This window comes from Kineosporia corallincola (genome assembly GCF_018499875.1).
Classification (GTDB): Bacteria; Actinomycetota; Actinomycetes; order Actinomycetales; family Kineosporiaceae; genus Kineosporia; species Kineosporia corallincola.
Genome location: NZ_JAHBAY010000005.1, coordinates 55854 through 79901, shown reverse-complemented (window position 1 = coordinate 79901; position 24048 = coordinate 55854). Strand labels below are relative to the sequence as shown.

Annotated in this window: 21 protein-coding genes; 15 read left to right on the top strand and 6 right to left on the bottom strand. The window is 71.2% G+C overall.

Going from position 1 to position 24048, the window contains the following annotated elements; genetic code table 11:
• The first annotated feature begins 147 nt into the window (after positions 1-147).
• The 6 genes from KIH74_RS13210 to KIH74_RS13185 are packed head-to-tail and all read left to right on the top strand — an operon-like array spanning position 148 to position 6032.
• Entirely contained in the window at positions 148-1062 is a 915-nt protein-coding gene (locus KIH74_RS13210; RefSeq protein WP_246572359.1) for an ABC transporter substrate-binding protein, read from the top strand.
• Positions 1049-1999 carry an amino acid ABC transporter permease gene (locus tag KIH74_RS13205; protein WP_214156189.1) on the top strand — a complete coding sequence of 317 codons (951 nt, stop codon included), beginning with the start codon at positions 1049-1051 and terminating at the stop codon, positions 1997-1999. Before KIH74_RS13210 ends, KIH74_RS13205 begins: the two co-directional genes overlap by 14 nt.
• 11 nt (positions 2000-2010) lie before the next feature.
• Complete coding sequence (locus tag KIH74_RS13200; protein ID WP_214156597.1) at positions 2011-2763, top strand: amino acid ABC transporter ATP-binding protein; 753 nt, start codon at positions 2011-2013, stop codon at positions 2761-2763.
• Between the two features lie 22 nt (positions 2764-2785).
• Entirely contained in the window at positions 2786-3916 is a 1131-nt protein-coding gene (gene solA, locus KIH74_RS13195) for an N-methyl-L-tryptophan oxidase (protein WP_214156188.1), read from the top strand.
• A complete protein-coding gene (locus KIH74_RS13190; RefSeq protein ID WP_214156187.1) occupies positions 3913-5388 on the top strand; it encodes an amidohydrolase in 1476 nt (491 codons plus the stop codon). The genes solA and KIH74_RS13190 overlap by 4 nt, the downstream gene beginning before the upstream one ends.
• Positions 5388-6032 (top strand): FMN-binding negative transcriptional regulator, encoded by a 645-nt coding sequence (locus KIH74_RS13185; protein WP_214156186.1) that lies wholly within the window; start codon positions 5388-5390, stop codon positions 6030-6032. Before KIH74_RS13190 ends, KIH74_RS13185 begins: the two co-directional genes overlap by 1 nt.
• A gap of 61 nt (positions 6033-6093) precedes the next feature.
• On the opposite strand, the gene ocd is transcribed toward KIH74_RS13185, so the two are convergent.
• The gene (ocd, locus tag KIH74_RS13180; RefSeq protein ID WP_281417862.1) at positions 6094-7116 is read right to left on the bottom strand and encodes an ornithine cyclodeaminase; all 1023 of its coding nucleotides are present in this window, start codon (positions 7114-7116) and stop codon (positions 6094-6096) included.
• Between the two features lie 127 nt (positions 7117-7243).
• Between ocd and KIH74_RS13175 the strand changes: the two genes are divergently transcribed.
• The 6 genes from KIH74_RS13175 to KIH74_RS13150 all read left to right on the top strand — a co-directional run bounded on the left by KIH74_RS13175 (position 7244) and on the right by KIH74_RS13150 (position 13761).
• Positions 7244-7663: an Lrp/AsnC family transcriptional regulator gene (locus tag KIH74_RS13175; RefSeq protein WP_214156184.1), complete on the top strand. Its 420-nt coding sequence runs from the start codon at positions 7244-7246 to the stop codon at positions 7661-7663.
• Positions 7664-7822: 159 nt separating this feature from the next.
• Positions 7823-9418 carry an ABC transporter substrate-binding protein gene (locus KIH74_RS13170; protein ID WP_214156183.1) on the top strand — a complete coding sequence of 532 codons (1596 nt, stop codon included), beginning with the start codon at positions 7823-7825 and terminating at the stop codon, positions 9416-9418.
• A 1-nt stretch (position 9419) separates the two neighbouring features.
• Positions 9420-10421, top strand: coding sequence for an ABC transporter permease (locus tag KIH74_RS13165; RefSeq protein WP_214156182.1), 1002 nt, complete (start codon positions 9420-9422; stop codon positions 10419-10421).
• A gap of 33 nt (positions 10422-10454) precedes the next feature.
• Complete coding sequence (locus KIH74_RS13160) at positions 10455-12137, top strand: dipeptide/oligopeptide/nickel ABC transporter permease/ATP-binding protein (protein ID WP_214156181.1); 1683 nt, start codon at positions 10455-10457, stop codon at positions 12135-12137.
• On the top strand, positions 12134-12892 hold the full coding sequence (locus tag KIH74_RS13155) for an ABC transporter ATP-binding protein (protein ID WP_214156180.1): 759 nt from the start codon (positions 12134-12136) through the stop codon (positions 12890-12892). Before KIH74_RS13160 ends, KIH74_RS13155 begins: the two co-directional genes overlap by 4 nt.
• The gene (locus KIH74_RS13150; protein ID WP_214156179.1) at positions 12892-13761 is read left to right on the top strand and encodes an alpha/beta fold hydrolase; all 870 of its coding nucleotides are present in this window, start codon (positions 12892-12894) and stop codon (positions 13759-13761) included. Before KIH74_RS13155 ends, KIH74_RS13150 begins: the two co-directional genes overlap by 1 nt.
• Here the strand turns inward: KIH74_RS13150 and KIH74_RS38565 are convergent.
• Complete coding sequence (locus tag KIH74_RS38565) at positions 13738-15216, bottom strand: PucR family transcriptional regulator (RefSeq protein ID WP_214156178.1); 1479 nt, start codon at positions 15214-15216, stop codon at positions 13738-13740. The two genes, KIH74_RS13150 and KIH74_RS38565, sit on opposite strands and share 24 nt — an antisense overlap.
• 74 nt (positions 15217-15290) lie before the next feature.
• Here KIH74_RS38565 and KIH74_RS13140 point away from each other — a divergent pair, with 74 nt between their 5' ends.
• Genes KIH74_RS13140 through KIH74_RS13130 form a run of 3 tightly spaced genes read left to right on the top strand, consistent with a single transcriptional unit; the run spans position 15291 to position 19092 of the window.
• Complete coding sequence (locus KIH74_RS13140) at positions 15291-16385, top strand: S-methyl thiohydantoin desulfurase family protein (RefSeq protein ID WP_214156177.1); 1095 nt, start codon at positions 15291-15293, stop codon at positions 16383-16385.
• On the top strand, positions 16382-17950 hold the full coding sequence (locus KIH74_RS13135) for a hydantoinase/oxoprolinase N-terminal domain-containing protein (RefSeq protein ID WP_214156176.1): 1569 nt from the start codon (positions 16382-16384) through the stop codon (positions 17948-17950). Before KIH74_RS13140 ends, KIH74_RS13135 begins: the two co-directional genes overlap by 4 nt.
• Positions 17947-19092 carry a M20 metallopeptidase family protein gene (locus tag KIH74_RS13130; RefSeq protein ID WP_214156175.1) on the top strand — a complete coding sequence of 382 codons (1146 nt, stop codon included), beginning with the start codon at positions 17947-17949 and terminating at the stop codon, positions 19090-19092. The genes KIH74_RS13135 and KIH74_RS13130 overlap by 4 nt, the downstream gene beginning before the upstream one ends.
• Positions 19093-19282: 190 nt before the next feature.
• On the opposite strand, the gene KIH74_RS37675 is transcribed toward KIH74_RS13130, so the two are convergent.
• The 4 genes from KIH74_RS37675 to KIH74_RS13115 are packed head-to-tail and all read right to left on the bottom strand — an operon-like array spanning position 19283 to position 23901.
• A complete protein-coding gene (locus KIH74_RS37675) occupies positions 19283-19405 on the bottom strand; it encodes a hypothetical protein (protein ID WP_281417860.1) in 123 nt (40 codons plus the stop codon).
• A 58-nt stretch (positions 19406-19463) separates the two neighbouring features.
• Positions 19464-22727 (bottom strand): S8 family serine peptidase, encoded by a 3264-nt coding sequence (locus KIH74_RS13125; RefSeq protein ID WP_214156174.1) that lies wholly within the window; start codon positions 22725-22727, stop codon positions 19464-19466.
• 41 nt (positions 22728-22768) lie between these two features.
• Positions 22769-23407 carry a hypothetical protein gene (locus KIH74_RS13120; protein WP_214156173.1) on the bottom strand — a complete coding sequence of 213 codons (639 nt, stop codon included), beginning with the start codon at positions 23405-23407 and terminating at the stop codon, positions 22769-22771.
• Between the two features lie 2 nt (positions 23408-23409).
• The gene (locus KIH74_RS13115) at positions 23410-23901 is read right to left on the bottom strand and encodes a sigma-70 family RNA polymerase sigma factor (protein WP_214156172.1); all 492 of its coding nucleotides are present in this window, start codon (positions 23899-23901) and stop codon (positions 23410-23412) included.
• Between the last annotated feature and the right edge of the window lie 147 nt (positions 23902-24048).

Below are 24048 nucleotides of genomic sequence, written 5' to 3'. Positions count from 1 at the left end.
TCTTCGGATTGCGGTCCATACCTACCACGTCCGCGCCGCCGGAGAACGCTGCTATAGCGTCCGCAGACATTCGGATCCAGTTCCGAAGGTCCCCCATATCTGTGCCTCCACGCCCGCTTCCCCGGCCCGCAAGGAGTTCTCGTGAGAATGTCAGTTCTGGCCGCCGTCGCCGCGGCCCTCGGTACGGCCACCCTGCTGAGCGCCTGCGGCAGTGATCCGGCCGGTTCGGCCCCGGTCGCGGCGCAGACCGCGATCGGCTCCGACTTCGTGCCCGGCACCTACGACGAGAAGATCGCCGCCCTGGTGCCCGGCGAGATCGCCGCGGCCGGTGAGATCACCGTCGCCGCCGGTCCCGGCTATCCGCCCTTCTACCTGCTCGCCGATGACCAGAAGACGCTCGCCGGTGCGGATATCGAGGAGGTGAGGGCGATCGGTGACGTGCTCGGCCTGGAGATCAGCTTCCAGGACATCAAGTTCGACGCGATGATCCCGGCGTTGCAGACCAACCGGGTGGACATGGCCGCGGGTGGGTTCAGCATCACCGAGGACCGGCTGAAGGCGGTGGACTTCGTCAGCAACTTCTCCGGCGGTACCTCGCTGATCGTGCCGGTCGGCAATCCGCTCGGCCTGAGCCTGGACTCGATGTGCGGGCACAAGATCGCCGTGCAGAAGGGCACCGTCTACGCCGACGACTACATGCCGGTGTTTGCCGAGAAGTGCGCGGCCGCAGGCCAGGACGAGATGGACATCTCGGTCTATCCGACCGCGGCCGACGCGGCCCTGGCCCTGACCTCGGGCCGCGCCGACGCCACGATGTCCGACTACGGGCCGCTGGCTTACCAGGCCGAGCGTTCCAACGGGCAGTTCGAGGTGCTGGAGGAGAACTACGACCCGAGCACCTGGGGTTTCGCCTTCCCGCAGGGATCGGGGCTGGAGAAGGCGGTGGCCGCGGCGATGAACCAGCTGATCGCCGACGGCACCTACGGAAAGATCCTGGACAAGTGGGGAGTGGGATCCGGGGCGATCACCGAGTCGGAGGTCCACACCGATGACGCCGACTGAGACGGGCACCGAGGTGACCACCGCGGCGGGGCGCCCACCGGCGTCCTCTGTTGTGAAAGTCGTTCCGGTGCGCCGTTACGGCCAGTGGATCACCACGGTGGTGCTGCTGGCCGGGGCTGCTCTGGTGGTGCGGTCACTGGTGACCAACCCGCGATTCCAGTGGGACATCGCGTTCGGCTACTTCTTCAACGAGCAGGTCCTCGACGGCCTGGTCACCACGATCTGGCTGACCGTGGTGGCGATGCTGGCCGGGATCACGATGGGCGTGGTGATGGCGGTCGGCCGCCGGTCGGACAACCCGGTCGTGTCCGGCGCGGCCGCCCTGTACATCGGTTTCTTCAGGGGCACACCGCTTCTGGTGCAACTGATCTTCTGGTTCAACCTGGCCGCGCTGTACCCGGTGCTGTCGATCGGCATTCCGTCCGGACCGACGTTCGCCTTCGGCAGCGCCAACGTGCTGATCACCCCCACCGTGGCGGCGATCCTGGGGCTGGGCCTGAACGAGGGCGCCTACATGTCCGAGATCGTCCGGGCCGGGCTACAGTCGGTCGATCCGGGACAGACCCAGGCGGCCCAGGCACTCGGGCTGCGCAGGGGTCAGGTGTTCCGCCGGATCGTGTTCCCGCAGGCGATGCGGGTGATCATTCCGCCGACCGGCAACGAGACCATTGCCATGCTGAAGACCACCTCGCTGGTCAGCGTGATCGCCATCCCCGAGATCCTTTTCCAGGTGCAGGCCATCTACTCGCGCACCTACCAGGTGATCCCGCTGCTGATCACGGTGAGCCTGTGGTACCTGATCCTGACCACCGTGCTCACGATCGGCCAGGTCTATCTCGAAAGACGTTTCCGGCGCGGTGATCTGCGCACCCCGCAGCGCTCGTTCCGGGCGGTGTTCCTGGGCCGGCGTGAGCCCGGGCGAATGGAGCAGAGATGAGTGCCACTCCTATGGTGGAGGCCGTCGGCGTGCACAAGCGTTACGGCAGCAACCCGGTCGTCAAGGGTATCGACCTGACCGTCGCCCAGGGCGAGGTCATGTGCCTGCTCGGACCCTCGGGCTCGGGCAAGAGCACGTTTCTGCGCTGCATCAACCATCTGGAGAAGCTCGACGCCGGAACCATCCGGGTGGCTGGGGAACTGGTCGGCTACCGGGAGCGCAACGGGCGCCTGCACGAGCTCAAGGATGCCGAGATCGCCGCCCGTCGCAGCGACATCGGCATGGTGTTCCAGCAGTTCAACCTCTTCCCGCACCTGACCGTGCTGGAGAACCTCACCGAGGCGCCGGTGCGGGTGCGGCGCGAGAAGGCCGCCGTGGCCCGGGAACGGGCGCGGGAGCTGCTGGCCAGGGTCGGCCTGGCCGACAAGGCGGACGCCTACCCCCGGTCGCTGTCGGGCGGTCAGCAGCAGCGGGTGGCGATCGCCCGGGCGCTGAACATGCGCCCGCAGCTGATGCTGTTCGACGAGCCGACCTCGGCGCTGGACCCGGAGCTGGTGGGGGAGGTGCTGGACGTGATGCGGGCGCTGGCCGCCGACGGGATGACGATGGTGGTGGTCACGCACGAGATCGCCTTCGCCCGTGAGGTGGCCGACACGGTGACGTTCATGGACGACGGTGTGGTGGTCGAGAGCGGTTCGCCAGCAGTGGTTCTCGGTGCCCCCCAGCATCCCCGGACCCAGGCGTTCCTGGCCAAGGTTCTGTAGTTCTCACAGAAGGAGTGATTTCATGGAGACGTTCGACGTGGCCGTGGTCGGCCTGGGCGCGCTGGGCAGTGCCGCCGCCTACTACCTGAGCCGGAAGAACGCCCGCGTGGTCGCCTTCGAGCAGTTCGAGCTCGGGCACGTGCGCGGCGCCTCGCACGACACCTCCCGCATCATCCGCACGTCGTACGGTTCGGAACCCTACGTGCGACTGGCCCAGTCGGCCTACCGCGACTGGGCGGCCTTCGAACAGGACTCCGGCGAGCACCTGGTCACCCTGACCGGCGGCCTGGTGTTCATCCCCAAGGCCGGCCCCTACTCGGCCGGTGACTTCGCCACCAGCCTGGGCGCGGCGCAGGTGCCCTATGAGCTGCTCTCGCCGGAGCAGGTGGCGCAGCGCTGGCCGCAGTTCCGGCTCGGCGAGGACGTGGAGACGGTGTACACGGCCGACTCCGGCATCGTGCACGCCTCCCGGTCGGTGGCGGCGTTTCAGATGCACGCGCGCATGCACGGGGCCAGCCTGCGCGACCGCACCCCGGTGCAGCGGCTGACGCCCACCGAGGGCGGGGTCATCGTGCACACTCCGGCCGGTGACGTGCTGGCCGGCAAGGTGGTGCTGGCCGCCGACGCGTGGACGAACACGCTGCTGGAGCCGCTGGGTGCGCGGATTCCGTTGATCACCATGCAGGAGCAGGTGACCTATTTCCGGCCGGCCGATCCGGGGCAGTTCGACCGGGAGCGTTTCCCGGTGTGGATCTGGGAGGACGAGGAGTGTTTCTACGGCTTCCCGACCTACGGTGAGCCGACCGTCAAGGCCGCCCGCGACCTGTCGAACAACGTGATGAGCCCGGCCGAGCGCACGTTCGCCCCCTCGGCGGCCCTGCTGGAGGAGCTGAGCAGCTTCATGCGGCGCACCGTCCCCGGCAGCGGAGAGGTACTGCGCACACTCACCTGCCAGTACGCGATCACCCCCGACCGCAACTTCGTGATCAGCCCGCTGGAGCGTCATCCCGATGTGCTGGTGGCCCTCGGGGCCGGTCACGCGTTCAAGTTCGCCCCGGCGATCGGCCGGGTGCTGGCCGAGCTCGCGCTCGACGGCAGTACCAGTGATGACATCTCGGCCTTCGTGGCCCCGGAGGCAGTGGGTGCGGCATGAGTGAAGTCTGGTTGCGCAACGCGCGTCTGCTACAGAGCGAAGAATTGGTGGACGTGGTGGTCGCCGACGGGCGGATCTCCTCGATCGGCCCGGCCGGCAGCGCACCGGGTACGGGCGCCGGTGCCGACCTCGACGGCCGGGTCCTGGTACCCGGGTTGTGGGACGAGCACCTGCATTTCACCCAGTGGACGATCCAGCAGTCACGGCTCGACCTGACGCGCACCACGAGTGCGGCGGAGGTGCTGGAGGCGGTCCGCCGCGCGCTCCCCGGCGTGACCGGAAAGTTCCTGTCGGGGTACGGGTTCCGTGACGGCACCTGGTCGCAGCCGCCCACGCTGGCCGGGCTGGACGCGGTCACCGGGACGGTGCCGGTCGTGCTGATCAGCGGCGACCTGCACTGCGCGTGGATGAACACGGCGGCCGCTGCCCGGCTCGGTGCCCGTCCGGACGCGTCGGGACTGGTGCGGGAGGCGGCCTGGTTCGAGGCCGGCCGTCGTCTGGTGGAAGCGGCTCCTCCCACCGTGGCCCAGTACGCGGCGGCGGCGCAGGCGGCGGCCCGTCGCGGTGTGGTGGGCGTGGTGGAGTTCGAGAACGAGGACAACATCGCCGACTGGCCGGCCCGGGTCGCGCAGGGGGTGGACGCCCTGCGGGTCGAGGTGGCGGTCTGGCCACAGCGGCTGGCGGCGGCGATCGCGGACGGTCACCGTACCGGTGATCTGCTGGAACCACAGGGGCTGATCACGATGGGCCGGCTCAAGGTGGTGGTGGACGGCTCGCTGAACACCCGCACGGCACTGTGCTGGGACCCGTACCCGGGTCTGGAGCATGACCTCGTGCACGGCTGTGGGGTGGCCACGGTGAGCCCGCAGGAACTGCGGGAGCTGCTGGAGCGGGCCGCCGCCCACGGTATCGGGGCGGCCGTGCACGCCATCGGCGACCGGGCCAACTCCGAGGTCATCGAGATCTTCGCCGAGCTCGGCCTGCCCGGCAGCATCGAGCACGCTCAGCTGGTCGGTGACGAGGACTTCGCCCGGTTCGCGGGGCTCGGCCTGGTCGCCAGCATCCAGCCCGAGCACGCCATGGACGACCGGGACGTGGCCGACCGGCACTGGGCCGGGCGCACCGGCCGCGCGTTCGCCTACGGTTCGCTGCACCGTGCCGGGGCCACGCTGCGCTTCGGTTCCGACGCGCCGGTGGCCCCGCTCGACCCGTGGCAGGCGGTGGCCGCGGCCACCTCCCGCAGTCGTGACGAGCGTGAACCGTGGCATCCGGAGCAGTGTCTGCCGCTGGACGTGGCGCTGGCCTCCAGCATGCGCGGGCGGCTGCGCCCACGAGTCGGTGACGTGGCCGATCTGGCGGTGCTGGAGGCCGACCCGTTCGCGGTGACGGCCAGCCAGCTACGGTCTCTGCCGGTGGCGGCGACCCTGCTGGCGGGCCGGTTCACGCACGACACCCTGACCGGGAGCCGGTGATGCGGCACACCCCGGCCTACGCCGTGCCCGAGGTCGCCGAGGTGCGGCGGCTGATCGCCGCCCACCCGTGGGCCACGATGATCAGCCACACCTCGGCCGGGCTGGTGGTCTCGCACTACCCGGTGCTGCTCGAGGGCGGTGAGGGGGAGGACGAGCTGGTGCTGGTCGGCCACGTCGGCCGACCCGACGAACTGCTGCACGAACTGGGCCGGCACGAGCTGGTTGTGGTGTTCTACGGGCCCAGCGGCTATGTCTCGCCGAGCTGGTACGACCTGCCGGTCGGCGTGCCGACCTGGAACTTCGAGGTGGTGCACGCCTACGGGGTGCCGGAGATCCTGAGCGACGCCGAGAACCTGCGCGAGCTGGAGCGGCTGGTGGACCATTTCGAGGATCCGCTGCCCAACCCGTTCCGGATGCGGGCCACCCTGGCCAACGAGGCCTACGCCGAGCGGATCGTGCGCGGCACCGTGGGGTTCCGGATGCGGGTGAGCCGGTTCGAGGCCAAGAACAAGATGAGCCAGGACAAGCCCGCGGCGGTGCGCGAGCGGATCGTGGCGGCGCTGCGCGGGCCCGGGCCCTACCGCAACCTGGAACTGGCCGAGCGGGTGAGCAGTTCCGTCCGGGTGCCCGAGAGCACCGGCTGAGCCGCGGCCGGGCGGCCGGGCTGCCGACCGGGAGCCCGGCCGCCTCGGCGACCCCGGTGGATCAGGCCGGGACCGGGCTGCCGAGCATGCCGAACAGGTCCTTCGGGTCGTCCGGGCCGGCGATCAGGTCGATCTGCTCGGCGAACCGGGTGCCGGTGACCGCCTCGCGCACGTAGGCCAGGGCGGTGAAGTCCTCGATCGCGAAACCGACCGAGTCGAACACCGTGGTGCGTTCCGGGCCTACCCGGCCCGGGCGCTCGCCGGCGATCACCCGCCACAACTCGGTGACCGGGAAAGTGGGCGGCTGGAGCTGGATCTCACCCTCGATCCGGGTCTGCTCGGGGTACTCGACGAAGACGTCGGCGCCGGCCACGATCGCCGGGTCGAGTTCGGTCTTGCCCGGGCAGTCACCGCCCACCGCGTTGATGTGCACCCCCGGGTGGACGTCGGCCCGGTGCAGCACGGTGGCGTTGGCCTTGTCGGCGGTGCAGGTGGTGACGATCTGCGCGCCGCGCACGGCCTGTGCGGGCGAGTCGACGATCTCGACGTCGAAACCCTGTGGCCGCAGGTTGCGTACCAGCTTGGTGCAGGCCTGCGGGTCGACGTCGAACACCCGTAGCCGGTGCACCCCCAGTTGCGAGCGCACGCCCAGGGCCTGGAACTCGGCCTGGGAACCGGCCCCGATCATGGCCATCACCTCGGCCCCGCGCGGGGCCAGCCAGCGGGCCGCCAGGGCCGAGGTGGCGGCCGTGCGCAGCGCGGTCAGCAGGGTCATCTCGCTGATGAAGGTGGGGTAGCCGGTGAAGACGTCGGCCAGCACCCCGAAGGCACTGACCGTCTGGAGGCCGTGCCGGGGGTTGCCCGGGTGCCCGTTGACGTACTTGAACGCGTACTGCTCGCCGTCGGTGGTCGGCATCAGCTCGATCACCCCGACGTCCGAGTGCGAGGCCAGGCGCGGGGTCTTCTCGAACTGTGGCCAGCGCCGGAAGTCTCGTTCCAGGGCGTCGGTCATCCCGGCGATGACGGCCTCGGGCCCGGTGGCCGCGACCCACTGGGCCATATTGCTCACGCTCACGAAATGCATGTTCCAACGGTAGTTTTCGCCGCCGCAGGCGGGCAATCGACGAACCGGGCGATCTGCCCGGCCCGTTCCGGCGGATCGCCCGGTGTCACCGGGCGATCCGCCGGGACCGACGCCAGGAGGAATTGGCATGGACGCTCTGGACCGCCGTCTCGTCGCCGCCCTGCGGGCCGACGCCCGTGAGCCGGCCGCCTCGCTGGCCCGTCGCCTGGGCGTCACCCGGGGGACCGTGACCCAGCGGATCGAGCGGCTGCAAGACAGCGGCGTCATCCTGGGGTTCACCGCCCGGGTGCGGGACGGGGCGGTGGGCGAGGTGCGTGCGGTCTCGTTCATCGGGATCGAGGGCCGGGCCACCGCCCAGGTGATCGAGCAGCTGCGTGGGCTGCCGCAGATCGTCTCGCTGCACACCACCAACGGCGCCTGGGACCTGGTCGCCGACATCCGGGCCGCCTCACTGGCGGAGTTCGACGCGGTGCTGGGCCGGATCCGCTCGGTCGAGGGTGTGCTGAACTCCGAGACCAGCCTGCTGCTGTCATCCCTGCTGCTGTGAGGCGATTTTGGTCCCTCGCCACAATGCCGCCCGATTCTTTGCCTTCCCGGCACATTGTCCGGCGTATCAGCGCTTCCTAGCCTCGACACATGGACCCGGCGGTCCCTCACCCCCCCCCAGCAGATCGAGTCCCAGCGAACTAGTCGGAGGACGACTGCAATGACCAGGAAACATTCTCCGGCCTACGCGGTGGCTGCCACCTCCGCGCTCGCCGCTCTCGTGCTCACCGCCTGCGGTGGTGGCGGCGGGACCGAGGCGGCGTCCACCAGTTACGTCTCCGGCGGCACCTTCAACCTGGCCCTCAACGACGACCCGGGCAGCCTGTCCCCGCTCACCGGGGTGTCCCTGGTGCAGCGGGCCCTGGTGCCCTACGCCTACGACTCCCTGGTGCAGACCACGGCCGAGGGCGAGTTCCGCCCCTGGCTGGCCGAGAGCTGGAAGGAGACGCCGACCTCCATCACCTACACCCTGAAGGAGGGCGTCACCTGTTCCGACGGCAGCGACTTCAGCGCCGCCACCGCCGCCGCCAACATCAATTACCAGGCCGACGCCGAGAACGGCACATTCTGGAACGGCTCGAACATCACCGCCGACATGTCGGCCGAGGCCGACGGCAACCAGCTGACGATCACCAGCAAGACCACCAACCCGTTCCTGCTCTCCTCCACCGGGGCGGTCGAGATGGTCTGCCAGAAGGGCCTGGACGACCCGGACACGCTCAAGGACGCCACCAACGGCACCGGCCTGTTCGAGCTGACCAAGGCCCAGGCCGGCAGCGAGTACACCTACACCAAGCGCGACGGGTACACCTGGGGCCCGGACGGGGTCACCAGCCAGACCGAGGGCCTGCCCGACACCGTGGTCGGCAAGGTCGTCACCGACGAGTCCACCGCCGCCAACCTGCTGCTGTCGGGCGGCCTGAACGCGGCCGGCATCGCCGGTTCCGACCGTGACCGGCTGAAGGCGGCCGGAAACAGCAGCAAGGGTGTGCCCAACCCGATCGGCGAGATGCTGTTCAACGAGCGCTCCGACCGGCCCACGGCCGACGAGAACGTGCGTCAGGCCCTCACCCTGGCGCTGAACCGGGAGGCGGTCGGCGACATCGTCACCGACGGGTACCGCAGCGACATGACGTCGCTGGTGGTGCAGACGCCCCTGCTGTGCGTGGCCGACGGGCCGAAGTGGCAGTTGCCCGCCAGCGATCCGAGCAAGGCCGCCGCCCTGCTCGAGCAGGCCGGTTACGTCGCCGGAGCCGACGGAATGCGGGCCAAGGACGGCAAGCCGCTGAGCATCCGCTTCCTCTACGACGCGGGCACCCCCAGCCACGCCGCCGCGGCCGAGGAGGTGCAGGCCGAGTGGAAGGAGATCGGCGTGCAGACCGAACTGGTCGCCGAGGACCCCACCGGCTGGTCCACCGACCTGTACCAGACCTACGACTGGGACACGGGTTTCATCCAGCTCGCCCCGGGCACCCCGGTCGTCCTGAGCCTGTTCTTCTACGGCGCCACCTCGGAGGAGGGCGGCTACAACTTCATGGGGGTGAAGAACCCGGAGTACAACGCCCTGGCCGAGAAGGCCTTCACCGCCGAAAACTCCCAGACCGCCTGCGGGATCTGGCAGGACGCCGAGGCACAGCTGGTCGAGCGGGCCGACGTGTACCCGCTGGCGCAGACCGAGTCGCCGATCTTCTTCGCCGGGGCCACCGCCGAGGTGACCGGCTCGATCCAGCCCACCAGCATCCGGATGCTGGGCTGACGTGACCACGGCCCCTCCTGTCACGGTCGTCGCGCCCCCGTCCCGCTCCCGGGCGGGGGCGCCGCGGCTGGTCTTCCTCCTGCGTCGCCTGGCCCGTGCCGCCGTCTCCCTGGCGGTGGTGCTGGTGGCGGTGTTCTTCATGGTTCAGTTCGTCCCCGGCGACCCGGTCCGCGCCGCTCTCGGCCCGACCGCCCCGGTGGCCACGGTGAACGCCCTGCGCGAGCAGCTGGGCATCGACCAGCCCCTGGGCGCCCAGTTCGCCGACTACCTCGGTGGCCTGCTGCGCGGCGACCTGGGTCTGTCGGTCACCTCGCAGCGCCCGGTCACCGCGATGCTGGCCGAACGGCTGCCGACCACCCTCACCCTGGCCGTGGTGGCGTTCCTGGTAGCGGTGGCGGGGGCGTTCCCGCTCGGGGTGGCCACCGCCGTCTCGGCCCGCTCGGGCCGGCACCGCATCCTCGACCTGGGCGTCTCCGGGGTACTGGGGGTGCTCGTGGCGGTCCCCAACTTCCTGCTGGCGGTGCTGCTGGTGGCGACCCTCAGCATCGGTCTGGGACTGTTCCCGCCGGCCGGCTGGGGCACCCCGGCCGAGGCCGTGCTGCCGGTGCTCGCCCTGGCCGCCGGCCCGCTCGCCTATCTGGCCCGGATCGTCCACGTGGAGATGCTCCGGGTGCTCGACACGCCCTACCTGACCACGGCGCGCAGCAAGCGGCTGCCCGGGCGCCTGCTGTACCTGCGCCACGCCCTGCCCAACATCGTCGCCGCGGCCCTGACCGCCGGCGGGGTGGTGCTGGTCGGGCTGGTGGCCGGCACCGTTCTGGTCGAGACCGTGTTCACCGTGCCGGGGATCGGCTCGATGATCGTCTCCTCGATCACCGCCAAGGACTACCCGCTGATCCAGGGCGTGGTGCTGGTGTACGCGCTGCTGGTGCTGGGGGCCAACCTGGTCATCGACCTGGCCCTGGCCGTTCTCGACCCACGCTCGGCGATTGCGGAGGCCTGATTCGTGAAACGTGTTACTCCGCAGGGTGTTGCGGTGTGTGCCGGTCTGCTGCTCCTGGTCGCGGCGGCGGTGCTGGGCCCGGTGCTGTTCGCTGATGCCGCCACCGAGCGCGACCTCGCCGGCCGGCAGGCCCCGGCCGGCCTCGAGCACCTGTTCGGCACCGACGACCTGGGCCGCGACCTGTTCGCCCGGGTGGTGGTGGCCACCCGGCTGTCGATGCTGCTGACGCTGGGCGCGGTGGGCATCTCGGTGGCCGGTGGGGTGCTGCTCGGGGTGACCGCGGCCGTGCTGCCACGGTTGCCCCGGCGTCTGCTCACCGGTCTGATCGACATCCTGCTGTCGTTCCCCTGGCTGCTGCTGGCGCTGTTCTTCTCGGTGATCTGGGGAGCCACCTCCACCGGGGCGATGCTGGCCATCGGTTTCGCCGGGATCCCGGTGTTCGCGCGCCTGGTCTCCACCCTGGCCGCCTCGGTGGCCAACACCGACTACGTGCGGGCCGCAGGGCTTCTGGGCAGCAACCCGGTACGCACGGCGGCCCGGCACGTGCTGCCCAACATCCTGCCGCCGCTGGTGGTCAACGTGGCCGCCCACGCCTCGGTCACCCTGCTGTCGTTCGCCGCGCTCAGCTTTCTCGGGCTGGGGGTGCAGGCGCCGGAGTACGACTGGGGCCGGCTGCTGAACGCCGGGGCCAAGGACATCTACCGTGAGCCGATGGCGGCGATCGGGCCGGGGATCGCGATCGTCCTGACCGGGGTGCTGTTCTCGCTGCTGGGCGAGATGCTCAGCCAGGAACGGCGGCACACCGTGCGGGCGGCCCGCAGCGGCGCGGTGGCCGCGGCCGGGCCGGACGGCGACGCCGTGGTCGACGTGAAGGACCTGCGGGTCTCGTTCCGGACCGACGACGGTTCCCTCATCGAGCGCGTGCACGGGGTCGACCTGAGCATCGCGCCCGGTGAGGTCGTCGGCGTGGTGGGCGAGTCGGGCTCGGGCAAGTCGGTCACCGCGATGGCGATCGCCGGGCTGCTCGGGCCGCAGGCCCAGGTGAAGTGCGAGCGGCTGCTGTTCCGGGGCATCGACATGACCGGCCGGTTCACCTCCGCGCAGCGCCGGCAGCTGGGGCTGGAGCAGGCGATGATCTTCCAGGACCCGCTCTCCTCGCTGAACCCGGCCCTGTCCGTGGGGCGTCAGCTCACCGAGGTCAGCCAGGTGCACGCGGGGGTGGGCCGCGGCGAGGCGGTCGCCAGGGCGCTGCGGGCCCTGCGGCTGGTCCAGATCCCCGAACCGGACCGGCGCATCCGGCAGCTGCCGCACGAGTTCTCCGGCGGGATGCGCCAGCGGGTGATGATCGCGATGGGCCTGATGGGCTCGCCGCGGCTGATCGTCGCCGACGAGCCGACCACCGCCCTGGACGTCACCGTGCAGCGGCAGGTGCTGCGGGCCCTGCACGATGCCCGGGAGCAGACCGGCGCCGCCATCCTGCTCATCTCGCACGACATCGCCCTGGTGAGCGGGTTCTGCGACCGCATCGTGGTGATGCGCGAGGGGGTGGTGGTGGAACGGCTGGCCGCCGCCGACCTGAGCAAGGCCCAGCATCCCTACACCCGAGGGCTGATCGCCTGTGTGCCCGACATGAACACCGACCGCTCGAAACCGCTGCCGGTGATCGGGGTGGCCGCCGACGAGGCGGCCCCGGCCGAGCAGGAGGTGACGGTATGAGTGAACTGGTCTTCGACCGGGTGAGCGTGCGCTTCGGCGGGCACCCGGCGGTGGACGACGCGTCCCTGGTGGTGCGCCCGGGCACCACGCTCGGGCTGGTCGGCGAGTCCGGGTCGGGCAAGTCCACCCTGGCCCGGGTGGCCGTGGGCCTCGAACGGGCCGCCGGCGGTGCCGTGCGCCTGGACGGGGCCGCGCTGACCCGGCGCACGCGCCGCCGGGTGCAGCTGGTCTTTCAGGATCCGCTGGCCGCGCTCGACCCGCGGATGCCGGTGGGCACCTCGGTGGCCGAAGGACTGCTGGCCACCGGGCGGCGCTGGAGCGGGCCCGAGCGCCAGGCCCGCGTCCGGCAGTTGCTGGAGCTGGTGCACATCGACCCGGACCGGGCCGGCGAGCGTCCTGACCGGTTCTCCGGCGGTCAGCGACAGCGGATCACCATCGCCCGGGCCCTGGCCGCCGAACCGGCGGTGCTGATCGCCGACGAGATCACCTCGGCGCTGGACGTGAGCGTGCAGGGAGTGGTGCTGAACCTGCTGCGCGAGCTGCGCACCGACCTGAACCTGACGATGCTGTTCATCTCCCACAACCTGGCCGTCGTGCGCTATGTCGCCGACGACGTGGCGGTGATGCGTAACGGCCGGATCGTCGAGAACGGTCCCACCGAAACCGTTTTGCAGGACCCGGGCGACCCGTACACCCGTGAGCTGCTGCGCTGTATCCCCGTCATCGGTCAGCCCCTCGATCTCAAGGACGCCTGATGCCCCTGTTCACTACCCCCGCCGGGGTGGAGGTCTACTACGAGACCGACGGCGAGGCGTCGCACCGGGCGCTGGTGCTGTTGCACGGTGGTGGGGCCCAGCTGATCGGCTGGTCCGACGACTTCGTGGCGCTGCTGGTGGAAGCCGGCTTCTTCGTGGTGCGCCCGGACAACCGCGACGTCGGGCTGTCGCAGCAGACCGGCGGCCCCGACGAGCTGAGTGCCGACTACGACCTCATCGACATGGCCGACGACGTGATCGCCCTGCTGGATCACCTGGGCATCGAGCAGGCCCACCTGACCGGGATGTCGATGGGCGGATTCATCGCGCAGCTGGTGGCGATCCGCCGCCCCGAGCGGGTGGCGAGCCTGGGGCTGATGTCGACCTCGCCCTCCAGCGCGCCCGAGTTCCTGGTGGGTGAGCACGGGGACGGGCAGCCGGTGACGGCCGCGCCCGAGCTGCTCGACCACGATGCCTACGTCACCATGTTCGTGGGCGGCCAGAAGCACTACCAGTCACCCGGATTCCCGTTCGACGCCGAGGAGTCGGCCGCCCTGGGCAGCCACTACTACCGGCGCATCTACCGGCCCGACGGTCTGGTGCGGCAGTGGAACGCGATGCTGCGCGGGCCCCTGGAACGGCGTGAGCAGCTGCGCGGCCTGAACATCCCGGCGGTGGTGATTCACGGCATGCGCGACCAGGTCCTGCACCACAGCGCGGCCACGGCCTTCGCCGAACTGTTGCCGCAGGCCGAGATTCACCTGTACGCGCAGATGGGCCACGACATACCCCGCCAGCTGTGGCCCGAGTTCGTCGCCGTGCTGTCGCGGACCGCCGGCATCGGCTCAGCGTCGGACGGCCCCCAGTAGCCTGACCCGGCAGGCCAGTTCGAGCGCGAACCGGGTGTCCGGGTCGTCCAGGTCGAGCTTGAGTTCCTCGCGCACCCGCTTGAGCCGGTAGCCGACGGCGTTGGGGTGCAGGTTCAGCTCCCGTCCGGCGTGCGCCAGCGATTTGCCGTGGGAGAGGTAGGAAAGCAGCGTCACCACGGAGGTGTGTGCCCGCTCGGGGCCCAGGGCGTCGAGCGGGCGCAGGATGTCGGCCAGCAGACTGCGGCTGGTGGGTGAGGCGTAGACGTCCAGCAGCACCCGCCGCAGCCCGGTGACGTCGGTCAGCTCGACGCTGCCCAGTCGCCCTGCGGCGACGGCAGACTCGGCGGCGATGCGGGCCTCGGCGGCCGAGGAGCGCAGGCCGCCCGCGCCCAGCTGCGGGGTGCCCAGGCCGAGGGTGTAGGCCCACTCGGGGCCGGCCAGGTTCTGGGCATGGGCCTGCACGCGCTCGGCCACCTCGCGCAGCCGGCGCTGGTGGTCGCCGGCGCCGTGTTCCTCGGTGCAGACCAGGATCAGGTCGTCCTGGACGAAGGCCACGTGCCACATCTCCGGGCGCTCCTCGGCCAGTTGCAGGGCGAAGAGCTCGACCGCCGGCTGCACGCTGCGTGGGGCCCGCGCCTCGGGGGTGATCAGGCTGGTGGGCCGCAACCAGCCTGCCGCGTGGGACAGCTGGAGGGGCAGGCCCAGCCGGGCGGCGCGGGCCACGAAGCCCTCCACCCGCGAGGACTCGGCCAGGATCAGCTCGACGATCAGGTCGGCCCGCGACTGGGTGGGCGCGAACCGGTCGCTGATGCGGCGCTGCGCCGCCCGGGACATCAGCGAGGCGATCACCGGGCGGGCCACCGCCACCGCGGGGTCGAGCTCCGACCCGGCCAGGCGCCCGATCGGGACCTCGCCCACACAGACCGCATCGGTCGCCGACCAGAGCACGTGCGGGTCGTGCACCAGGACCAGGTCCGAGCCGAGCGCCCGGTTGGCCGCGGCCAGGATGTCTTCCGGCAGGCCCTCGGCGGCGGCCTCGGAGGCCTTGGCGATGCCGTGCCCGGCCCGCATGATCGCCTCCGAGGCACCGGCCGAGAGCAGCCTGTCCACCGTCATCGCCAGCTCGGCCGGGCGCACCGTGGGCGCGGCGAAGACCGTGACGCCGCCGCGTTCGGCCAGGATCCGCGCGGTGGTGGGCAGCGTCAGGCCGGTGGTGAAGACCAGGGCGGTCACCTGGCGGGCGCTGGCCTGCCGCAGCGCCACGTCGAGACGGTAGGGCGGTGGGGGAGCGTCACCGGGGACGATCACCAGAGCACCGGCCGGCGCACTGTCCAGCCGCTCCAGGGTGGCCACCTCGACCCGCGCCACCACCTGCTCACCGGCCGGGCCGGCGCTGAGTACGAGCCCCAGGCGCTCGGCCTGGGCGGCCAGGTCCGCGATCGTCACTTGTGCCACGGCCACAGTATGAACAGATTCTCTGGACCGCGGAACCATAGGGCGGCAGCGGCAAGGTTCCTATCGTGATGCTCATGCCTCCTACCTCCCCAGCCTCTGCGGGTGCCCAGGTCGCGGCCGCGGACGTCGCGGCCCTGGCCGCCGGTGCGGCGATCTTCGGCACCGGCGGCGGCGGAGCCGTGCACACCGCCCAGGTCGTGGCCGAGCAGGTGCTGCTCGAGAACGGCCCGGTGCCCCTGGTCACGGTCGACGAGCTCGGCCCGGACGACCTGGTGATGCTGATGTCCGGCATCGGCGCCCCCACCGTCGGCATCGAGATGCTCTCGTCCCGGCACCAGATCGACCTGCTGGTGCGGGAGGCGCAGGCCGCCGCCGGCCGCCCGATCACCGCCCTGATGGCGGCCGAGATCGGCGGCAGCAACGGCGTCAGCCCGGTCGGCTGGGCCTCTCGCCTGGGCCTGAAACTGCTCGATGCGGACGGGATGGGCCGCGCCTTCCCGAGTGCCGCGATGGTCTCGATGAACGTGGCCGGGCTGCCCTGCGACTTCGCGATCCTCAGTGACGTGGTCGGCAACGTGTCGGTGATCAAGACCATCGACCTGCACTGGCTGGAGCGGCACGCCCGTGCCCTGACCGTGGCCAGCGGCTCGATCTGCCTGGGCGCGCACTACCCGATGACCGCCGAGACCGCCCGGGGGGCGGTGGTCGAGGGCACGGTGAGCGCCGCGATCCGGGTCGGGCACGCCCTGCTGTCGGCCTCCGAGCCGGTCGCCGCGGTGGCCGCCGAGCTGGGCGGCTCGATCCTGCTCACCGGCAAGATCACGGACCTGGACCGGCGCACCGAGGACGGGTTCGCCCGTGGCTCGGTGACCATCGCCGGGACCGGCGCCGACCGCGGCCGGTTGCAGCGCCTGGAGCTACAGAACGAGAACCTGGTGGTCCTGGAGGACGGCGAGGTGCTGGCCAGCGTGCCGGACAACGTCACCGTGATCGACGCCGAGACCGGTCAGGCGATCACCACCGAGATGCTCCGCTACGGCCAGCGGGTGGCCGTGCTGGCGTGGGCCTGCGACCCGATCTGGCGCACCCCACGCGGCCTGGAACTGGCCGGCCCGCAGGCCTTCGGCTACGACCTGACCTACGTCCCGTTCAAGGAGACCACCCGATGAACCGCGACCTGTCCCTGGGCGTCGACGTCGGCGGCACCAACACCGACGCCGTGGTGATCGACGGCGCCGGCCGGGTGCTGGCCTCGACCAAGCAGGCCACCAGCGACGACGTCACCGGCGGGATCCGGGCGGCGATCGCGGCGGTGCTGGCCCAGCTGGGTGAGCAGCGTTCCCGGGTGTCACGGGTGATGCTCGGCACCACGCACGCCACCAACGCCATCGTGGCCCGCCGTGACCTCGACCGGGTGGCCGCGATCCGGCTCGGCGCCCCGGCCGCCACCGAGTACCCGCCCCTGCTGGGCTGGCCGAAGGGCCTGGCCGGCCTGGTGCTGGCCGGCTCGGCCATGGTCGGCGGCGGCCACATGGTCGACGGCACCCCGATCGCCCCCCTCGACCGTGACGGCATCCGCCGGTTCCTCGACCGGACCGAGGGTTTCGACGCGGTGGCGGTCACCGGCATCTTCAGCCCCTCCTCACCTGAGCAGGAACTGGCCGTGGCCGAGCTGGTGCGCGAGCACCTGGGCCCGCACACCCGGGTGTTCCTGAGCCAGGACATCGGCCCGACCGGGCTGCTGGAGCGCGAGAACGCCACCGTGCTGAACGCCGCCCTCTACAGCGTGGCCCGCTCCGTCACCGAGGCACTGGTCACCGTGGTGGCCGAGGAGGGCATCGACGCGGTCACCTTCTTCGCCCAGAACGACGGCACCCTGATGTCGCTGGACTACGCCGCCCAGTACCCGGTGCTCACGATCGGTTCGGGCCCGGCCAACTCGATCCGGGGCGCGGCGCACCTGTCCGGCGCCGAGCACGCGATCGTGGTGGACGTCGGCGGCACCACCTCCGACCTGGGCGTGGTGGTCAACGGCTTCCCCCGCGAGTCCACCCTGCCCCGCGAGATCGGTGGTGTGCGAACCAATTTCCGGATGCCTGACATCCTCAGCCTGGGCATCGGCGGCGGCACCACCGTCGACCCGCGCACCGGCGCGGTCGGGCCCGGCTCGGTGGGGCACCGGATCACCGAGCAGGCGTTGCTGTTCGGTGGCGGCACCCCCACCCTGACCGACGCGGCCGCCCTGGCCGGCGCCGTGGTCGGGGGCCGCTCGCTGCCGTCGCTGCCGCCGGTCACCAGCGCCCTGCTCAAGACCGCCCTGGAGGACGCCCGCCAGCAACTGGAGGACGCGGTGGAACGGCTTTCGCTGGGCCGGGCCGACCTGCCCCTGGTCGTGGTGGGCGGAGGCGGGTTCCTGGTGCCGGACGGCCTGCCCGGCGCCGGGCAGGTACTACGGCCCGAGCACGGGGACGTGGCCAACGCCGTCGGCGCGGCCATCTCGCTGGCCGGTGGGCGCGCCGACCAGATCAGCAGCCTGCACGACCGGGAGGCGGCCGTGGCCCAGGCCAGCGAGGCCGCGGTGGCCAAGGCCATCCACGCCGGTGCCGACCCCCTGCGGGTGAGCATCGTCGACATTCTGGAGACCCCCGTCACCTACACCGACCACCCCACCGTCAAGGTCTCGGTCAAGGCGGCCGGCCCGCTGGCCCGGCTCGGCGAGAAGACCGGCGCATGAACGACCTCGTCGCCCTGCGCCGCGCCCTGCACCAGCAGCCCGAGGTCGGCCTGCACCTGCCCGCCACCCAGGCCACCGTCCTCGAGGCCCTGCACGGCCTGGACCTGGAGATCTCCACCGGGCAAGGGCTCAGCTCGGTGACCGCCGTGCTGCGGGGCGGCCGGCCCGGCCCGGTGGTGCTGCTGCGCTCGGACATGGACGCCCTGCCGGTGACCGAGGCCACCGGCCTGGACTTCGCCTCCACCAACGGGGCGATGCATGCCTGCGGGCACGACCTGCACATGGCCGGGCTGGTCGGCGCGGCCAGGCTGCTGGCCGGGCGTCGCGAAGACCTGACCGGAACCGTCGTTTTCATGTTCCAGCCGGGCGAGGAAGGCTTCGCCGGAGGCCGGCTCATGCTTCAGGAGGGCGTGCTGGAGGCAGCGGGCGAGCGGCCGGTGGCGGCCTACGCCGTGCACGTGGACTGCGTGACCCCGGCCGGTCAGGCGGTCACCCGGCCCGGCCCGATGATGGCCAGTGCCAGCGCTCTTCGGCTTCGCGTGGCCGGAACCGGTGGCCACGCGGCCTTCCCGCACCACGCCGTCGATCCCGTGCCGGTCGCGGCCGAGATCATCCTGGCGGTGCAGTCGTTCGCGGCCCGGCGGCTGCCGGTCAGCGACCCGGCCGTGCTGTCGGTCACCCGGCTGAGGTCGGACTCGGCCGCGAGCAACGTGCTGGCCGGCTCGGTGGAACTCGAGATCAACATCCGGGCCCTCTCGCGCGAGACGCTCACCAGCGTCCGTACGCAGTTGCCCGTACTGCTCACCGCGGTCGGTGAGGCGCACGGCTGCTCGGTGCAGACGGAGTTCATCGACTCCTACCCGGTGACCGTCAACGATCCCGGCGAAACCGGCTTCGTCCTGGGAACCCTGGACGAGCTGTACGGCGACCGGGTGGTACGGCTACCGTTCCCGGGCATGGCCTCGGAGGACTTCGCCTATGTGCTGGAAGAGGTTCCGGGCACCCTGGTCTTCCTGGGGGTGAGCCCGGCCGACGGCAGCAGTGGGCCGATGCATTCGGAGCGCGCCGTTTTCGACGACTCCCGTCTCGACGAGCACGCGGCTCTGCTGGTGGAGCTGGCCCGGCGCCGGCTGGCCCGCTGACCTTCAGGACGACCACGACGGCCATCACCCCACCGGCGTCATCCGTGCGGCGGCGGGGTGATGGTCCTGCGCAGGCGACCGTGCCCGGCGGGTCGGCCCAGATCGGCTCCGGTCGGGCGGATGTTTCTCCTCCGCGGGGCGGACGGACTCCGCCCCGCATCGATGGACGGGTTCACCTGGACGGAGCGGATCAGGGCATGGAGCGGCAGCTCATCGCAGCGTCCCGCGCGACCAGGTACGGGGCCGTCCTCGCGTAACCGGCCCCGGGTTTCACCGAGAAGACGCTGATGTACACCTGGCTGTCAGCCGGCATGGCCGCGGTGTCGATCACCAGGTCGTACGCACGGGACTCCCCGCCGTCCCTCGATCGGCTATCGGACGCTGTAGGCCCGCAATACGGTCTGCGTCACTGTGTCACCGCTCGCGTCGGTGGCGACGGCCCGCAGGGACACGAACCCGGACGCCGGGTTGGTGACCTGGAGGGTGCTCCGGTCGCCGGATCCGCTGACGGTCGTGTTCTTCCAGGTCGTGCCGTCGTCGGTGGAGAACTGCGCCGTCAGGGTCTGGTTCGCCGGTGTGCCGGAGGCGTGCACCACCGTCACCGGAATGCTGAACCTGCCCGCCGGTGCCGCGTTCCGGCTGTCCAAAGCAGGGCTGAAACGGACCGTGGACAGCGGGAGTTCGGTGTCCCCGTGCTGCGACGTGAAGGTCCAGACCGCTCCGACGGTGGTGCTGAGCCGGAACGGTGCGGTGCGGGTGGTGCTCATCTCCAGCCGGTAGGCGGTCGCGGCGGTCGGCACGGGGAACGACGGGTGGTCGGTGTCCAGCTCCTTGATCAGGACGCCGTCGGCGTACAGCGCCGAGCGGGAGGTGGTGTCCGCCAGCACCTCGACCGATGCGCCGGTGCCGTCGGTGAACATCGGCACGGCGGCGGTGATCCGGTCGCCGTCACGGCTCGCCCCGGAGGTGCCGTCGGTGGCCGAGGGCGCGAAGACCGCTGCGTTCCAGGACTGCTGCAACGACTTCCGGGCCTGGATCGGTAGCTCCGGTTTCGTGGTCATGGTGAGCGGGCCGTCCTCGCCGTTCTGCCGGAACAGGTTCTGCCAGGTGACCGTCCCGGCCGTGCCGCCCAGGTATGCGGTGCGCCGGAAGGGCAGGGAGAAGGTCAGGGCGGGGGCGTTGCCCTGGTTCCCCTGAACCACGGGCAGGTTGAAGGCCACACCGGTGGCGCCGTCCGCCTCCCGGGCGAAGGTCTGCTCCACGGTCATGAGCTCGGACTGCTCGATCTTCTTGACGAACCCCGTGGGGAAGGTGCCCTCACCGACGTAGGCCGTGTCGTACGTCCACGGGCTGTCCGCGAAGCCCTCCTCGTCGTTCTTCCACTGCGCGAACGTGCTGGTGATCTCGCTGACGAAACCGTCTTTGCCGGCGCCGGAACCCATCTGCGCGGTGTAGAGGTCGCCCGGTGTCAGTGAGTCCGCCCACCATCCGGCTGTTCCGCCCCCGCTGATCGCCCAGAAGGCACCGACCGCAGCCGCGGCCTGCCGCGCGTCTGTGCGCGGCGGGGTGATGCTCACCGGTTGTGCCGTGCGGGCGTCCACCGTGATCGTCCTGGTGTCGTCGACCGTGACGGACGGGTCGACCACCATGCTCGTCGTGCCGTCGTCACCGAAGATCGTGGAGACCAGGCCGTAGGTGCCCCGGGGGACGTTGTGGGTCTCGGTCTCCACGCCGTCGTAGAACTGGTACGTGCCGGTCCCGTCCAGGCCGATCAGCGAGGTGTAGTAGTTCGTGGCGGCCTGGCCGTCGCGACCCAGATGGCTGATCGAGACGTCGTGCGTCTCGGCACCGCGGTCGATGCCGACCGGCGTGACCACACTGACGCCGTCGGCGCCGGTGGCCACGACGTAGCCGCTCTTGAGCCCGTCGGTACCGGTCTTCGTGTCGGCGACAACGGTGGTGGACGCGGTCGCACCGGCCGGGACGGTCAGCTCGGTGTCACCGGCGGAGAATGTGCCGGTGTCGCCCTGCATGCTCAGCTTCAGGGTGACGGGCTCCTTTCCGCTGTTGCGGTAGGTGAGCGCTCGGGTGATCGGCTCGTCGTCGGTGTGGGGCCACTCCTGCCGCCCGAAACTCAGGCTGCCCTCGTCGGCCGAAACCTCCTGTGTCACCGCACGGCCCAGGTCGAGGCGCCCGGCGCCCTGGGTGAAGACGCTGGTGTCAGGGGTCGGGTGTGCCGAACCCATGAGCGCCGTCTTCAGGTGCTGCGGCGTCCAGTCCGGATGCTCCTGGGCCAGGATCGCCGCGGCGGCGGCCACATGCGGTGTCGCCATCGAGGTGCCGTCCATGGCGACGTACCCGTCGTCCACCGGGGTGCCCAGGGTGCCGTGGACGGCGCGGGCCGCGACGATACCGACGCCGGGCGCGGTGATGTCGGGCTTGATCAGCTCGTCGGGGCCGGTCGGGCCGCGCCCGGAGAAGGCGGCCACCTGGTCGTTGCCGTCCACCGCCCCGACGGTCACCGCGTCGGGGGAGTCGCCCGGGAACTGGACCGTCCCGGCGCCCTGCGCGCCGGTGTTGCTCGCCGCGATCACGAAGAGCGTGCCGTACTCCTGCGAGAGTTCCGGGATCGCCAGCGAGATCGGGTCCGGCTCGGCCGTCGCGTAACCGTTCAGGCTCATGTTGATCACCGAGGCCAGCGGCGCGGCCCACTCCATGCCGGCCAGGACGGCCGACTCGGGGCACCAGCCGTCGCACACCTTGCCGATCGCGAGCTTGGCGCCCGGCGCGACACCCTGGTACTTGCCGCTGGACCTGACGCCGCTGCCGGCGATGATGGACGCCACGTGCGTGCCGTGGCCGCTGTCGTCGTCCGTGTCGGTCGTGTCGGTGAAGTTGGCGCTCTCGGTGATCCGGCCGGCCAGATCCGGGTGGGTGGCGTCGATACCGCTGTCGAGCACCGCGACCGTCACACCGGTGCCGTCCAGGCCCCGGTCCCAGGCCTGCTGGGCGCCGATCTGCGTGCTGCTGGCGTCGTCGGCGACCTGCATCCGGCCGTCGAGGAAGACCCGCCGGATCCCCGACCGCAGGGCTCGCCTACCGGTGGCACCGCTGGTCAGCGCGTTCCACACGCCGTCCTGAACAGTGCTCTTCTGGCGGATCGCCATCATGCCGACCCGGGGGAGCTCACGCTCGATCCGGGCCTCACCGGTCAGTGCTGTGCGGGCCTTGCTCCTGCCGTTCTCGGCGTACTGCACCAGCAGGGGCGGGTCCTGGGTGCCGGTGTATCCGAAGTTCTGCAACAGCGTGATGTCGAAAAGACGCTGGTCTATTTGTTTTTCACGCAGCAGCGGCAGCGCGTCGGACGGGATGACGTACTGGTGACCGTCGGTGGTGGCGCGCACGAACCGGACGCCGGAGCGTCCGGGGGCGCGCTGGACGCTGGTGCCGTGCTCGGTCACGGTGACGGTGTCACCGGTGATCAGCGTGACACTGACGGGAGCGGCCGAAACCGCTGATGCCGCCGATGTCATGGTCCTGGCCGCGGCGCCGCCGGCCGCCGGGACGGTCCCGGCGACGGCCGCCAGGGTGGCCCCCACTGCGGCCAGCGCGGCCCAGTGCCTTCTCGGGTGCATGTTTCTCCTCTGCGGGAAGGTTCTCGTCTGGACGGAGCGGATCAGGGCATGGAACGGCAGCTCATCGCCGCGTCCCGCGCGACCAGGTACTGGGCCGTCTTCGCGTAGCCGTCACCGGGTGTCACCGGGAAGACGCTGATGTACACCTGGCTGTCCGCGGGCATTTCCGCCGCGTCGATCACCAGGTCGTACTCACGGGACTCCCCGCTGTCACCGGGGCGCGCGCCGACACCGAAAACGTCGGCTGCCTGAGGTAGTTCGCCCTTCTTCGGCTCGCAGAAGGCACCGGTCCTGACCGTGGCCTCGACGCCCGCCTGCTTCAGCGCCTTCTCCAGGGCGGAGGGCTCGAGCAGCTGATCCGGGTCCAGGGTCAGCTTCACCGCGCCGTCACCTTGCCTGACCAGCGTGAACGCTGTCTGTGTCAGGGACGGCAGCGGCTCGGCGGTGGCCGGCGCGCCGGCCTGGGCCGAGGACTGACCGTTGCCGTTGCCGCTCCCGGTGATCGCCGGCACGGCCAGTGCCAGGGCCGCCGCCCCGGCCAGCCCGCCGACGGCGGTGCCCAGCAGGGTGCGGTGACGCCGGCGGGCCCGGCCCCGTTTCACGATCAGCTCGACCGGGCGGTGCATCCGCACGTCCGAAAGTGCCTCTCGCATCTCGTCCACCACGTCGTCGTCATTCATGATCAGCTCTCCAGCCGGCTCGGTTTCAGGTGTGTGTGGAGGTTCGTGAGGGCGCGAGACAGGTGCACGGGCACGGTGCGGGCGGAGATCCCCAGTTCCTCGGCCACGGTCCGGGTGTCCAGGTCGAGCCAGATCCGCAGGACGAGCACCTCACGCTGCCTGCGGGGCAGCCGGCGGACGGCTGCCAGCAGCAGGTGGTCGGCGCCCAGAACATCGTCTGCGGCCCCGATCTCGTCCCGGCCCTCCAGCGCCACCTCGCGTCGGCTGCGCCGCCACCACGAGATCCGCAGGTTCAGGGCCGTGCGCACCACCCACGCCGCCGGCGCGGGATGGCGGCTCACCTTCGCCCACGACGACCAGGCCCGGGCGAACGCCTCCGCCACGAGATCCTCGGCCAGGGCCCGGTCGGGCGTGCCGGCGGCCAGCACGGCCCGCAGACAACCGTCCCGGGAGCGTCCGTAGAACTCCGCGAAATCCTCCCGCTCTCGTTTCACACCGGCCTCACGCTGGGGAGCCCTGATCCATTTACCCGGAACGGGAGAAATTTTGACGCACCACTCGTGACGGAGGTGAAGGACCGGCGTTCGGACGGCCCTCGTCGCGGCCAACTGCGGCGATGCCGTCGCGGAATGACCGGCCCG

Bases quoted from the DNA above. Each gene is read 5' to 3' on its own strand.
- KIH74_RS13210 (WP_246572359.1), top strand. From the start codon at position 148: ATGTCAGTTCTGGCCGCCGTCGCCGCGGCCCTCGGTACGGCCACCCTG.
- KIH74_RS13205 (WP_214156189.1), top strand. From the start codon at position 1,049: ATGACGCCGACTGAGACGGGCACCGAGGTGACCACCGCGGCGGGGCGC.
- KIH74_RS13200 (WP_214156597.1), top strand. From the start codon at position 2,011: ATGGTGGAGGCCGTCGGCGTGCACAAGCGTTACGGCAGCAACCCGGTC.
- solA (WP_214156188.1), top strand. From the start codon at position 2,786: ATGGAGACGTTCGACGTGGCCGTGGTCGGCCTGGGCGCGCTGGGCAGT.
- KIH74_RS13190 (WP_214156187.1), top strand. From the start codon at position 3,913: ATGAGTGAAGTCTGGTTGCGCAACGCGCGTCTGCTACAGAGCGAAGAA.
- KIH74_RS13185 (WP_214156186.1), top strand. From the start codon at position 5,388: ATGCGGCACACCCCGGCCTACGCCGTGCCCGAGGTCGCCGAGGTGCGG.
- ocd (WP_281417862.1), bottom strand. From the start codon at position 7,116: ATGCATTTCGTGAGCGTGAGCAATATGGCCCAGTGGGTCGCGGCCACC.
- KIH74_RS13175 (WP_214156184.1), top strand. From the start codon at position 7,244: ATGGACGCTCTGGACCGCCGTCTCGTCGCCGCCCTGCGGGCCGACGCC.
- KIH74_RS13170 (WP_214156183.1), top strand. From the start codon at position 7,823: ATGACCAGGAAACATTCTCCGGCCTACGCGGTGGCTGCCACCTCCGCG.
- KIH74_RS13155 (WP_214156180.1), top strand. From the start codon at position 12,134: ATGAGTGAACTGGTCTTCGACCGGGTGAGCGTGCGCTTCGGCGGGCAC.
- KIH74_RS13150 (WP_214156179.1), top strand. From the start codon at position 12,892: ATGCCCCTGTTCACTACCCCCGCCGGGGTGGAGGTCTACTACGAGACC.
- KIH74_RS13140 (WP_214156177.1), top strand. From the start codon at position 15,291: ATGCCTCCTACCTCCCCAGCCTCTGCGGGTGCCCAGGTCGCGGCCGCG.
- KIH74_RS13135 (WP_214156176.1), top strand. From the start codon at position 16,382: ATGAACCGCGACCTGTCCCTGGGCGTCGACGTCGGCGGCACCAACACC.
- KIH74_RS13130 (WP_214156175.1), top strand. From the start codon at position 17,947: ATGAACGACCTCGTCGCCCTGCGCCGCGCCCTGCACCAGCAGCCCGAG.
- KIH74_RS37675 (WP_281417860.1), bottom strand. From the start codon at position 19,405: ATGCCGGCTGACAGCCAGGTGTACATCAGCGTCTTCTCGGTGAAACCC.
- KIH74_RS13125 (WP_214156174.1), bottom strand. From the start codon at position 22,727: ATGCACCCGAGAAGGCACTGGGCCGCGCTGGCCGCAGTGGGGGCCACC.
- KIH74_RS13120 (WP_214156173.1), bottom strand. From the start codon at position 23,407: ATGAATGACGACGACGTGGTGGACGAGATGCGAGAGGCACTTTCGGAC.